At 62.4% G+C, this 12,498-nt stretch carries 13 protein-coding genes and 1 tRNA gene; 9 read left to right on the forward strand and 5 right to left on the reverse strand.

The genetic code is table 11. The features are described from left to right. Nucleotides 1-19: 19 nt before the first annotated feature. Nucleotides 20-95: transfer RNA gene (locus tag RAK1035_RS15365), tRNA-Thr, on the reverse strand. A 53-nt stretch (nt 96-148) separates the two neighbouring features. Further along, entirely contained in the window at nt 149-1,048 is a 900-nt protein-coding gene (locus RAK1035_RS15370) for a hypothetical protein (protein ID WP_008281038.1), read from the reverse strand. 112 nt (nt 1,049-1,160) lie between these two features. On the opposite strand from RAK1035_RS15370, the gene RAK1035_RS15375 reads away from it, so the two are divergent. From RAK1035_RS15375 to RAK1035_RS15390, 4 genes are all read left to right on the forward strand, one after another. Then, on the forward strand, nt 1,161-1,622 hold the full coding sequence (locus RAK1035_RS15375) for a (2Fe-2S)-binding protein (RefSeq protein ID WP_008281039.1): 462 nt from the start codon (nt 1,161-1,163) through the stop codon (nt 1,620-1,622). A 3-nt stretch (nt 1,623-1,625) separates the two neighbouring features. Further along, a complete protein-coding gene (locus RAK1035_RS15380; protein WP_008281041.1) occupies nt 1,626-3,866 on the forward strand; it encodes a xanthine dehydrogenase family protein molybdopterin-binding subunit in 2,241 nt (746 codons plus the stop codon). A 43-nt stretch (nt 3,867-3,909) separates the two neighbouring features. Further along, nucleotides 3,910-4,962 carry an AbrB family transcriptional regulator gene (locus RAK1035_RS15385; RefSeq protein WP_008281043.1) on the forward strand — a complete coding sequence of 351 codons (1,053 nt, stop codon included), beginning with the start codon at nt 3,910-3,912 and terminating at the stop codon, nt 4,960-4,962. Nucleotides 4,963-5,070: 108 nt separating this feature from the next. Next, nucleotides 5,071-5,826: an SDR family NAD(P)-dependent oxidoreductase gene (locus RAK1035_RS15390; RefSeq protein WP_008281044.1), complete on the forward strand. Its 756-nt coding sequence runs from the start codon at nt 5,071-5,073 to the stop codon at nt 5,824-5,826. Between the two features lie 3 nt (nt 5,827-5,829). Here RAK1035_RS15390 and RAK1035_RS15395 read toward each other — a convergent pair whose 3' ends face one another. The 3 genes from RAK1035_RS15395 to RAK1035_RS15405 all read right to left on the reverse strand — a co-directional run bounded on the left by RAK1035_RS15395 (nt 5,830) and on the right by RAK1035_RS15405 (nt 8,963). After that, on the reverse strand, nt 5,830-7,647 hold the full coding sequence (locus RAK1035_RS15395; protein ID WP_008281046.1) for an ABC-F family ATP-binding cassette domain-containing protein: 1,818 nt from the start codon (nt 7,645-7,647) through the stop codon (nt 5,830-5,832). Nucleotides 7,648-7,688: 41 nt separating this feature from the next. After that, a complete protein-coding gene (locus RAK1035_RS15400; RefSeq protein WP_008281047.1) occupies nt 7,689-8,426 on the reverse strand; it encodes a GNAT family N-acetyltransferase in 738 nt (245 codons plus the stop codon). 78 nt (nt 8,427-8,504) lie between these two features. After that, nucleotides 8,505-8,963 carry an outer membrane protein assembly factor BamE gene (locus tag RAK1035_RS15405; RefSeq protein ID WP_037297655.1) on the reverse strand — a complete coding sequence of 153 codons (459 nt, stop codon included), beginning with the start codon at nt 8,961-8,963 and terminating at the stop codon, nt 8,505-8,507. An 88-nt stretch (nt 8,964-9,051) separates the two neighbouring features. Between RAK1035_RS15405 and RAK1035_RS15410 the strand changes: the two genes are divergently transcribed. The 5 genes from RAK1035_RS15410 to ihfA all read left to right on the forward strand — a co-directional run bounded on the left by RAK1035_RS15410 (nt 9,052) and on the right by ihfA (nt 12,496). Next, nucleotides 9,052-9,615, forward strand: a complete 564-nt coding sequence (locus RAK1035_RS15410) for a YceD family protein (RefSeq protein WP_008281049.1) — start codon at nt 9,052-9,054, stop codon at nt 9,613-9,615. A 159-nt stretch (nt 9,616-9,774) separates the two neighbouring features. Then, nucleotides 9,775-9,981: a 50S ribosomal protein L32 gene (gene rpmF / locus RAK1035_RS15415; protein ID WP_008281050.1), complete on the forward strand. Its 207-nt coding sequence runs from the start codon at nt 9,775-9,777 to the stop codon at nt 9,979-9,981. 23 nt (nt 9,982-10,004) lie between these two features. After that, entirely contained in the window at nt 10,005-11,111 is a 1,107-nt protein-coding gene (gene plsX / locus RAK1035_RS15420; protein ID WP_008281051.1) for a phosphate acyltransferase PlsX, read from the forward strand. Further along, complete coding sequence (locus RAK1035_RS15425; protein ID WP_008281052.1) at nt 11,108-12,082, forward strand: beta-ketoacyl-ACP synthase III; 975 nt, start codon at nt 11,108-11,110, stop codon at nt 12,080-12,082. Before plsX ends, RAK1035_RS15425 begins: the two co-directional genes overlap by 4 nt. 111 nt (nt 12,083-12,193) lie before the next feature. Then, nucleotides 12,194-12,496, forward strand: a complete 303-nt coding sequence (gene ihfA / locus RAK1035_RS15430; RefSeq protein WP_008281053.1) for an integration host factor subunit alpha — start codon at nt 12,194-12,196, stop codon at nt 12,494-12,496. The last annotated feature ends 2 nt before the right edge of the window (nt 12,497-12,498 follow it).

The following is a 12,498-nucleotide window of genomic DNA, read 5'->3' on the forward strand; positions in this document are numbered from 1 at the left end:
TTGATCACATTTTGGGAAATGGTGCCCCCACACGGACTCGAACCGCGGACCTACTGATTACAAATCAGTTGCTCTACCAGCTGAGCTATAGGGGCTTGCGCGCCTGATTAGCCAAGCCTTTCCACCTCTGCAAGCAGAAATCGCGTGCTCAGGGCGTGATAACTTGAACGCCCTGCATGCGCTGGATCGTATACAGGTCCTCATCATAGAGTTCCGTCAGTTTGGCCACCAGCGCATCGGTCCAGCCCGGCGCATCCAATTCTTCTTCGATCGCCGCCTCATCGGCGAACTTGTCAAGAAACGCCGCCACCACCCGCCTCTTCTGCACCTCGGTCAGGCCGGGATGCGACGCCAGATAGCCGCGAAACCGCTCACGCCCCGCTGGGGTCATGATCTCTTCGATCAGGCTGAATTCCCCTTCAAATGCGACCGTAGGATCAATGCCCGCCATTTCCCGCACCACTTGGCTCCAGATCAGCGGCGTATCTTCGTTGCACCACACCGTCACTGGAATATCCGGATGATGCCGCAGCACCCGCGTGATCAACTCGGACCAGCGCAGATGCGCCGCATCATGGCCCCGCAACAGCGCCTCGACCGTGTCAAAGTCGGTCTCTTTCAGAAGAGGCGGCAGGAACGTCGCCGGATTGACCACCCCGATAAACAGTTCCAGATGATCATCCGGAAACAACTGCCGAAAGAGGTTCAACCGATGTTCGGCCGCGCCATACAATACGCCCCCATTCACCGCCATCTTGGGCGTGCCGAAAAACCCCGGATTGGACAGGACCAGCCGATCCACAGCCCCCTCGTTGCTGATCGCATCCACCAAAACATCACGCGCATCCGGGGCAAGCCCCGCGTCCTGCGCGTGGTGCAATACATCGCGCACCAAACGGCGATAGCGCTGCGGATCGGGAACATTGGTTCCGTGACGCGCCAGCATCTCGCGATTGGCGGACAGGCAGTTGATCAGCCTGTCCTCGTCAGTGTGATGGGCGCCTGCGTGAATGACAACCTGCATCCGTTTTCCGGTCTCTTGGATCATTGCCCCTCACTATACGGTCTTTGCGCCCGAGTGAAACAGCAATTGCCATGCCATCTGGACAACTGAACCGATCAGTTTATCCTTGACCCTATCCCTGTCACAAAGGCCACCCATGCAACTCACCGTCAACGGCACCGTACATTCTCTTGAGGATCTCGAACCCGAGATGCCGCTCCTGTGGGCGCTGCGCGATGTTCTGGGCCTCAACGGGCCGAAATATGGCTGCGGCATCGCCCAATGCGGTGCCTGCACCGTCCATATCGACGGCGTGGCCACCCGCTCTTGTCAGGTGGCGGTGGGCGATGTCTGGGGGCCTGTGACCACGATCGAGGGGCTGGGCACCCCCGACGTGCCGCATCCCGTGCAGGCCGCGTGGATCGCGCATCAGGTGGCGCAATGCGGCTATTGCCAGTCCGGCCAGATCATGCAGGCCGCAAGCCTCCTGAGTGAAACCCCCGATCCCACCGATACCGAGATTGACGACGCACTCTCCGGCAATCTCTGCCGCTGTGGCACCTATCCGCGCATCCGCGAGGCGGTCAAAACCGCCGCGCGCACGCTCAAGGGGGCATGACTCATGGGTCGCGCCAAAACCATCGCCCGCCGCACAGTCCTGATCGGCTCCGCCGCAATTGCGGGCGGCGTGGCCTTCGGTGTCTGGCGGTACAAGACGCCCTATGCCAATCCGCTCTTGACCGATTTGCCCGAGGGGGCGGCGGCCCTCACCCCCTATGTGCTGATCACCTCGGACGCCATCACCCTCATCACCCCCCGCGCCGACAAGGGGCAAGGCGCGGTGTCCCTCCAGGCGGCCCTGATCGCCGAAGAACTCGATGTGGATCTGGACCAGATCAAAACCGATCCCGGCCCCCCCAGCCCCGCCTATTACAACACCGCCCTGTCGGGCGATGCCGTGCCGTTCCGCGCCACCGACGATAGCTGGCTTGCCGAAACCGTGCGCGGCCTTGCCGACGCGCCGATGAAATTTCTGGGCATGCAGATCACCGGCGGGTCCACCACCGTGCCTGATAGTTACGACAAACTGCGCCACGCCGGGGCCGTCGCGCGCGAAACGCTCAAAGCCACCGCCGCGCGGCTGCATAACATCTCCGTAACCGATTTACGCACCGACCGTGGCGCGGTGATCCTGCCCGATGGCACCGGTCTCAGCTACCAAAGCCTTGCCGCCGAGGCCGCAAACACCGATCCCGTAACCGATGTCACCCTGCGCGCGCCCTCCGACTGGCGCCTGATCGGCCAACCGATGCAACGGATCGACATCGTCGCCAAATCCACCGGCACGCAAAACTATGGCATCGACGTCACCCTCCCAAACATGGCCCATGCCGCGTTGCGCCTCAACCCTGCCATGGGCGGCGCACGCCTTAGCCATGATGCCACCCCTGCCCTCGCAATGCGCGGCGTGATCAAGGTCGTGGCCCTGCCCCAAGGCGTCGCCGTCATCGCCGACAACACTTGGCGGGCAATGCAGGCGGTCGCCGCCATCCCCGTCGAATGGGGCCCCGCCCCCATCCCGTCCGAGATGGACGCCCATTGGCAGGCCCTCTCCGACAGTTTCACCCCCGACCGCCAAGACAGCCAATTCCGCGACTCGGGCGATGTGGAAACCGCCCTCTCAGAGGGCCCCGATTTTGAGGTCGAATACCGCGCGCCCTACCTCGCCCACGCCCCGCTCGAACCGCTCAACGCCACCGTGCTCTACACACCCGAGCGGGTCGATATCTGGACCGGCACCCAAGTGCCGCGCTTTGTACAAAATAACGTGGCAAAGCTTACAAACCTTACGCCTGACGCAATCCACGTTCACGCCCTGATGATCGGCGGCAGCTTTGGCCACCGCCTCGAAGACGAGGTGACGCGCCACGCCACCCGCATCGCCATGGAACTGCCCGGCAGGCCCGTGAAACTCACCTATTCCCGTGAAGAGGATATGACCCACGACTTCCCCCGCCAGATCGCTATGGCGCGCGGGCGCGGGCGCGTCGCCAATGGTCAGGTCGCGGCCTATGATCTGGGCATCGCCATGCCCTCGGTTCTCGCCTCGCAAATGGGCCGCCAAGGCATCCCCGCCCCCGGTCCAGACCTGCAAATCGTGGCCGGAGCATGGGATCAACCCTTTGATATTCCTCACTACCGTGTCACCGGATACCGTACGCCCGAATTGACCCCAATCTCATCTTGGCGCTCGGTCGGGGCCTCGTCCAACGGGTTTTTTCACGACAGCCTGCTTGACGAATTGATCCACGCCGCCGGGGCCGATCCCTTGGCCGAGCGCCTGCGCCTCTGCAATCACGCCCCTTCCCGGCAGGTGCTCGAGGCGGTGGGCGAGATGTCGAACTGGGGCAGCCCGCTTGCCCCCGGTCAAGGGCGTGGCGTGGCCTTCTGCCTCTCCTTCGGTGTGCCCTGCGCGCAAGTCGTCGAGGTCACAAACACCGAAAACGGCCTGCGCCTCGACCACGTCTTCGTCGCCGCCGATGTGGGCCGCATCCTAGATCCCATCAACTTCGAAGGGCTGGTCAAGGGCGGTGTGCTCTTTGGTCTGGGCCATGCGATGCACGGTCAGATCACCTATGCCGGTGGCGCAGCAGAGCAGATGAATTTCGATACATTTCAATCGCTTCGCCTCAATCAATGCCCTGAAATCACCGTGCGTGGGCTGGAAAACGGCCCCAAGATCAAGGGCATCGGAGAGCCACCCGTGCCCCCCGCAGCCCCCGCGCTGGCCAATGCGATCTTTGCCGCCACGGGGCAACGCCTGCGTGAAATGCCCTTTGAGAAATTCGTCAAATTCCTCTGAGCGCCCCTTGCCCCTGCCCGCGCCCGGTGCTTGAACAGGCACCATGCCGATCCATGCGACCACCCTCCTGCTGCTGACCTGCTCTGCTCTTTCGGGCTTTGTGGGCCAGGCCATTGGCCTGCCGCTGCCCTTCCTGTTGGGTCCGTTGGCGATCTCTGCCCTGATCGCCACCGCCCTGCCCGAACGCTTGCCCTCTGGCTACCGCTTTCCCCAAAAACTGCGCCTGATGTTCATCGCCATCATCGGCTTGATGATCGGTGCCCAAGTCACACCCGCCCTCTTCACCGAGGCCCATCACTACGCGCTAACCTTCGGTGCTGTCACACTTTTCGTCGTTCTGGCCCATACCATGGGCTATACGATCTTTCGGCATCTCGGCGGCTATGACCCCACCACCGCCTTTTACGCCAGCACCCCCGGCGGGCTTTATGAAAGCATCGAAATGGGCGAGGCAGCAGGTGCCGACGTGACCCGCCTGATGATGCAGCAATTCCTGCGCATCATCGTGGTGGTGACGGCCCTGCCCCTTGGCCTCTCGCTCTGGCTTGGGGCCCCTGTGGGCAGCTCGGCGGGTATGACCATGGCCCGCCCGGATGTGCCTTGGTCCGACCTGCCGTTGATCGTGCTGGCGGGGCTGGGGGGATTGGGGCTGGGCCATCTGCTGCGCCTGCCAGCGGGGCAGATGACCGGGCCGATGGCCCTTGCCGCAGCCCTGTCGCTTAGCGGCTGGCTCAGCTTTGACATCCCCCAATGGCTTGTAAATATGGCACAAATCGTGCTTGGAACAGCGCTGGGCATGCGCTTTACCGGGCTCAGCCGTGGCCTCTTACTGCGCGGAACGGCGCTGGCCTTGGCGGCGGTCGGGTCCATGTTGGCCTTGGGTGTGGTGCTGGCCGTTACGCTGCACGAGATGACAGGCGAGGCGGTCGATGTGCTCCTCATCACGCTTGCCCCCGGCGGTGTCACCGAAATGGCGCTGGTGGCGCTCAGCCTTCAGGCAAATCCGGCCTTCGTGACGATCCACCATATCTACCGCATCGTGCTGACCGTGCTGACGCTGGGGGTCATCACCCGCCTGCGACAGCGCAAAGGGTAAGCGACGGAGTCGAGTATTTGTACCAAGAAGAGGCCCAAGACAGTCTTTGACAGGACAGGTCGCAGGCAGTATTTGAACATATGTTCATTTAAAACAAACGAGGGCACCATGCGCATAGAGGATACGGCCGCGATCATCACCGGTGGGGCCTCGGGGTTGGGCGAGGCGACCGCGCGGCATTTCCGCACCATGGGCGCTCAGGTGACGCTGCTCGACCGCGATGCAGAGCGTGGCGCGGCCATCGCCGCCGACATTGGCGCATATTTCGTCGAAACCGATGTGACAAATGAGGCATCAGTCGCCGCCGCCATCGCAGCAGCCACATCCGCCATGGGACGGATCACCGCCGCAATCAATTGCGCAGGCATCGCCACCGGCGCCAAGGTGCTGGGCCGCGACGGCCCCCACCCGCTCGATCTCTTTCGTCGCACGCTCGACATCAACCTTGTGGGCTCGTTCAACGTGGCACGGCTGGCCGCGGCGCAAATGGCGCTGAACACGCCCGACGCAGACGGCGCGCGCGGCGTGATCATCAACACCGCCTCCATCGCCGCCTTTGACGGGCAAAAGGGCCAGGCCGCCTATGCCGCCTCCAAGGGGGGGATTGTTGGCCTCTCGCTGCCCATGGCGCGCGATCTGGCGCGCGAAGGCATCCGTGTTATGGCCATTGCCCCCGGCACCTTTGCGACGCCAATGCTGCGCGGATTGCCACAAGAGGTGCAGGACAGTCTGGCGGCTGAGGTGACATTTCCCAAACGCTTGGGTGATCCGGCAGAATATGCCCGGCTTGCCGCCTTCATCATCGACTGCGGCTATCTCAACGGCGAGGTGATCCGCCTCGATGGCGCGCTGCGGATGCAGTAACGCTCAGCCCTCTGCGCGCTCCGCCAAGGCCAGCCATTCCTCTTCCGCCTCGGCCAGAGCGCTCTGACGGGTGGTCAGCGCCTCGGTGGCTTTCTTGAACTTGACCGGCTCGCGGGCAAAAAGCGCGGCATCCGAAAGTAGCTCTTCGAGCTTGCCAATCTCGGCGGCAAGCCGTGCCATCACGGCGGGCAGCTCCTCCAATCGGTGCTTTTCTGTAAAGCTGAGCCGCGTGACAGCAGCCTTGGATTGCTTCAACTCCGGTGCCTTGGCGTCTGTTTTATTTGCCTTTTTATCTGCCTCCATGGCGGCATCCGCGCCCCGCTGCGCGCGGTAATCCGACCAGCCACCGGCATAGGTGGTGGCCCGGCCATCCCCCTCCATCGCGATGGTCGTGGTCGCCACACGGTCGAGAAAATCACGGTCATGGCTGACCAAAAGGACGGTGCCGTCGAAATCATCCAGCAACTCTTGCAAGAGGTCCAGCGTCTCGATGTCGAGATCGTTGGTCGGCTCGTCCAAGACCAACAGATTGCTTTCGCGCGCCATCAACTTAGCCAGCAAAAGCCGGGCCTTCTCTCCCCCGGACAACGACTTGACCGGCGCACGCGCCTGCCGCTCGTCAAACAGGAAATCCTTGAGATAGGCCACCACATGCCGGGGCTGCCCGCGCACCAGCACCTGATCCGCCTGCCCAGAGACGCGCATATCGGCATCCCCCGTCAGGCTCTCCCAGAGGGTCATCTCGGGGTCAAGCTGCGCTCGTGCCTGATCGAAGACCGCCGGCACCAGATTTGTGCCATGGGTCACGGCACCGCTGTCGGGCTCGATCTCTTTGAGCAGCATCTTGAGCAATGTCGTCTTGCCCACCCCATTGGGGCCGACAAAGGCCACGCGATCCCCACGCAGGATCTTGATGCTGAACTTCTGCAAGATGAGCTTGTCACCGTAAGCCTTTGAAATATCAACAGCCTCGATCACCTTACGGCCCGACGTTGGCCCCGAATCAAACGCCATGGCCGCCGTGCCCTGCCGCCGGATCTGGCTGCTACGCTCGGCGCGCAATTCGGCCAAGGCGCGCACCCGACCCTGATTGCGCTTGCGCCGCGCACTGATGCCTTCGACCGCCCACCGCGCCTCGGACTTGATCTTGCGATCCAGCTTGTGGCGTTGCTGATCCTCATCATCCCAAACCTTGTCGCGCCAAGCCTCGAAATTCTCGAACCCTTTTTCCTGTCGCCGCGTCATTCCCCTGTCAATCCAAAGGGTTGCGCGCGTCAGTTCACGCAAAAACGCACGGTCATGGCTGATCAGAACAAAGCCTTTGCGCGTCTCGCGCAGCTCATTTTCCAACCAGGCAATCGCCTCGATATCAAGATGGTTGGTCGGCTCGTCGAGCAGCATCAGATCCGGGGCCTCGGCCATCAGCTTGGCCAGGGCCGCGCGCCGCCGCTCGCCCCCCGACGCTGTGCTGACCGGGCGCGCAGGATCAAATTTCAGCCCCTCACCCGCCATCTCCACGCGGTAGGCCTCAGCCGGGTCCAACAGGCTTGCGGCATAGTCGCCGAGCGTGGTGAACCCGACCATATCGGGCTCTTGTTCCATATAGCCCACGCTGATCCCCGGCGTCACAACCCGAAGCCCGCGATCTGGCTCGACCAGACCGGCCATCACCTTCATCAGCGTCGATTTTCCCGACCCGTTGCGCCCCACAAGCGCCACCCGGTCACCGGGTTGCACCACTAGCGAGAGGTCATGAAACACAGGCTCACCCCCAAAGGTAAGCGAAATGTCGGTGAGCTGTAAAAGAGGTGCGCGTGCCATGGGCGCGGGCTATCCTGCCGCCTCGCCAGCGTCAAGAGACCTCAACCGGCAAGCGCGCGCAGCAGCCGCTTGCGCGTCGCCGGAATGGCCCCGATCTCGACACCGGTGAACACATGCAAGGTGTTCAGATGCCGGTCGATCACCGCATGATCGCTGACCCATCCGCCCATCATCAAATAGGTGCGCAAGAGGGGCGGCATATGCCGCATCGCCAGCTTCAGGTCAGGTTTGTGCCGCCGCAGCCGCTCCGCAAAGCGGAACACGGCCGGTGCCTTGACCTGCGGCCACCAGCGTCGCGGCGCAAGATGCCGTTCACGCAGCATGGCAAAGGCATCCAGATAGGTCTCGGTCTTGGTGCCATGAAAGGAGGAGCAGCCAAACAGCATCTCAACGCCATTGTCATCGACAAACCGCGTCATAGCGGCCCAAGCCACCCGCAAGATATCGGGGTCAAGCCGCCCCGGTGCGATACAGAACCGCCCCATCTCGGCCATTTTGCCTTCGAACCCCGCAAGCGCTGACAAGTCATAGAATTGCGCCGAATAGCTCTGCGCAATCTCGGCCCCGCCATTCAGCATCAGCATCCGAAAGCAACACACCAACGCGCCGCTGCCCGTCTCTTCAATCAGAACATGCGTGCAAATGTCATCGAAACGGTCGCAATCCAGCCCATCGGCCTCGCCCAGAAAGGCCCGTGCGCGCAACCGCTGTGCAGCAACCCGATCCTCGGGCGTTGTGCCGATCCGTGCCTGATACCGCTGATTGCCAAGCCCTGCCATGCCGCGACCTCGTCTGCGCTGAGCGACCCTAGTCCCGGTCGCTCTAGCACGCAAGCTGTGACAGCGGCATGACCCGGCCTAGTTGCCGAACCCTTCGACAGGGTTGATGTTGCCGATATTGCTCAAGAGCTGACGCAAGAAGCCGTTGCTGACCACCGAAGAATCGGTCACGCGCCGCGCAAGTGGGACAACCTGACCATCTTCAAGCCCGAATTCCTCGATATTGGCGATCGTGTCATTGTCATTGAAGGAAATCGCCAGAACGCGGCGCTCCACCACCTGTGGGCGGAACATGCCATATTCCCGCACCCGGCTGCGCACATAATAATAATCGCCATCCGCCAGCACCCCCGAGAGCGATGGCGGCCCGATCACATCATCCACAGTGGCGCGGCTATCCACGCCCACCACGAGGTTTTGCAGATCTTCTTCGGGTGGAACATAACCGTGATTGCGATAGGTGGCAGCGCAGCCCGTGACGACCATCAGACAGCACAGCGCCAAGGCGCTGATCACTCGGTTTCGGATCGCTGTCATTTCTGCCCTCTTGTATCGGCCTGCTTCGGCTTTTATCCCGTTTACAGCAAGGTGATGCAATGGTTCAAGAAAGGAAGCGAGGGGAAAGATGTCACAACACCCGCAAAACACCCGAGCGATCCGCGTGGCCGACCTTTCGGCGCGCCGTCCCGTGACCTTCGATATCGCCCCCGACGCCGCAGAGATGGCCCGCATCGCAAGCGATCTTGGGGTGCTGGGTCTGCGCAAGCTGCGCCTGCGCGGCACGCTCACGGCAGAGGGGCGCGCCGACTGGCTCTTGCAGGCCGAACTGGGTGCCACCGTCTCGCAGCCCTGTGTCGTCACGCTCGAACCTGTGCAGACCCGCATCGACGAGTCGGTGATGCGCCGCTTTTCCCCCGACGCGCGGCTTGACGCCCCGGATCCGGGCGCCGAGATCGAGATGCCCGAGGATGACACACTCGAACCGCTGGGCACGGAAATCGACCTTGCGCGCGTGATGATCGAGGCGCTGAGCCTCGCCCTGCCCCCCTATCCCCGCAAGGATGGGGCCGAACTCGGCCAACTGACCGTGGCCGAAGAGGGCGTGACCCCGATGCAGGATGAGGAAACCAAACCATTCGCCGCCCTTTCGGGCCTGCGCGACAAGCTGGGCAAGCCCGACACGGAATGATCCCGCCGCACGCCAAGAATCGCTTGCCCCGGCATTAAATCTCTGTATTTTCCCGCTCTCACCGGAATTTGGGGTTGAACCGGCGGCTCGTAACATACTAAGAGCCGCGAACACCCGTGAAACAGGGCCAGATCGGCCCACAGGAATTGAGGTTGCGACATGGCCGTCCAACAGAACAAAGTATCGAAATCGCGCCGCAACAATCGCCGCGCCCATGACGCGCTGGTTGCAGGCAACCCGAACGAGTGCACCAACTGCGGCGAACTGAAGCGCCCGCATCACGTGTGCTCGGCGTGTGGACACTATGCCGACCGTGAGGTCGTGGCATTGGTGGAAGAAATCGACCTGGAAGACGACGCGGCCTGAACCCGCAATAGGCGATTTGCTGCATGACCGCTCGCAGGGACCATTCCAAGGCGGGTGCAGGACGCACCATCATCTCGATTGACGCCATGGGCGGGGATCAGGGGCCGGCAACGGTTGTTGCCGGCATTGCCTATTCTGCGTCCAAAAACCCCGATATCGGCTTTATCGTTCACGGCCCGAAAGAAGAGCTTGAGCGTCTGATAGCCAAGCGTCGCGGCTTGGCTGAACGGTGTGAAATCCGGCATGCCCCCGAAGTCGTCACCATGAACGACAAGCCGTCGCATGTGGTGCGCCACGGGCGTGACACCTCTATGTGGTCCGCGCTCGAATCGGTGCGCATGGGCGAGGCAACCGTATGTGTGTCTTGCGGCAATACCGGCGCGCTCATGCTCATGTCTGTGCTGCGCCTGCGCAAACTGCCGGGCATCTACCGCCCGGCCATTGCCGTGATGTGGCCCTCGAAAAATCCGCAAAAGCATAACATCATGCTCGACGGTGGCGCGGATATCCGCGCCGATGCCAAGGACCTCATGCAATACGCCCTGATGGGTGCGTCTTATGCCCGCAACGGCTTTGGGCTCGAGCGCCCGCGCATCGGCTTGCTCAATGTCGGCACCGAAGAGCACAAGGGCCGCGCCGAATTGAAAGAGGCCTATGATCTTATCGCCGCCAATGCCCGGATTGCGGATTTCGATTTCGTGGGCTTCGTCGAAGGCCGCGACCTGCCCGGCACCAAATGCGATGTGATCGTCACCGACGGCTTTACCGGCAACGTCGCTCTGAAGACCGGCGAAGGCATCGCCAAACTGATCGCCGACTTGCTGCGCGAGGCCTTTGCCTATTCCTTTCTCTCGCGGCTGGCCTCGGTGCTGGCCTATACCTCGCTTGCGCGCCTGAAAAAGCGGATCGACCCGCGCCGCGCCAATGGCGGGGTCTTCCTCGGGCTGAACGGCACCGTGGTCAAATCGCATGGTGCCGCCGATTCCATGGGCGTCTCCTCGGCGATCAAGCTGGCGTTCGAGCTGGCCCAATCCGGCTTTTCTGAACGGCTGGCGGCGCGGGTTGCCTCCGCCGCCCTGCTCGATCAGGATGCCCACCCAGAGCCCCAACCAGAGGCCGAATCTGAATGACACTGCGCGCCGTCGTCCAAGGCATCGGACATTATCTGCCTGAACGTATCGTTCCCAACGCGGAATTCGAAGCAACCCTCGACACGTCGGATGAGTGGATTCGCACGCGCTCTGGGATAGAACGCCGCCATTTCGCGGCCAAGGATCAACCCACCTCGGATCTTGCCGTGCGCGCCGCCCGCGCCGCGCTCGAACATGCGGGCCTCACGCCCGATGACATCGACGGTATCGTCGTGGCCACCTCTACCCCGGATCTGACCTTTCCCTCGGTCGCAACCATGGTGCAAAGCGAATTGGGCATGACCCGCGGCTTCGGCTTTGACGTGCAGGCCGTGTGCGCAGGCTTTATCTACGCGCTCACCACCGCCAACGCCCTCCTCCTCTCGGGTCAGGCGCAGCGCGTGCTGGTGATCGGCGCAGAAACCTTCAGCCGCATCATGGACTGGACAGACCGCTCCACCTGCGTGCTGTTCGGCGATGGCGCAGGGGCCTTGGTGCTGGGCCTCGAAGAGGGGGCTGGTACATCCGAGGATCGCGGCATCCTCTCTGCCGATCTGAATTCCGACGGGCGCTACCGCGACATGCTCTATGTCGATGGCGGCGTGTCCACCACCGGCGAGGCGGGCAAATTGCGCATGCAAGGGAACCCGCTCTTTCGTCAAGCGGTGGAAAAACTGGCCTCAACCGCCGAAACAGCCCTGGCAAAAATCGGCCTCAGCGGTTCCGATGTGGATTGGATCGTCCCGCATCAGGCCAATATCCGCATCATCCAGGGCACGGCCAAAAAACTGGGCCTGCCGATGGAGCGCGTGATCGTCACCGTGCAGGATCATGGCAATACCTCCGCCGCCTCCATCCCCCTCGCGCTCTCGGTTGGCGTGGCCTCGGGCAAGATCAAACGCGGCGATCTCCTCCTTGCCGAGGCGATTGGCGGCGGTCTGGCGTGGGGCGCGGTGGCCCTGCGCTGGTAAAACGTCGGAAAATGGGCGAAAACACGCGGGTGAACGGCTGCCGCTAAGTGGTTGAGATTGACTCGTAAAATTCTTCGCCGCAAAGTAACCGAAAAAAATCGCGGGGATGTGATGACTGACAAGACATTGACACGGATGGATTTGAGCGAGGCCATCTTTCGCGAGGTGGGGCTATCGCGCAATGATGCGGCCCAACTGGTCGAAAGCGTTCTGGGCCATATGTCCGACGCGCTGGTGCGCGGCGAGCAGGTTAAAATATCGTCTTTCGGCACCTTCTCGGTGCGTGACAAGACAGCGCGCGTGGGCCGCAACCCCAAGACTGGCGAAGAAGTGCCGATCAACCCGCGCCGTGTGCTGACCTTTAGGCCCTCTCACCTCATGAAAGACCGCGTCGCCGACGGCACCAAAAGCTAAGG

Source organism: Roseovarius sp. AK1035 (assembly GCF_003288315.1).
In the GTDB taxonomy this organism is placed as follows: Bacteria; Pseudomonadota; Alphaproteobacteria; order Rhodobacterales; family Rhodobacteraceae; genus Roseovarius; species Roseovarius mucosus_A.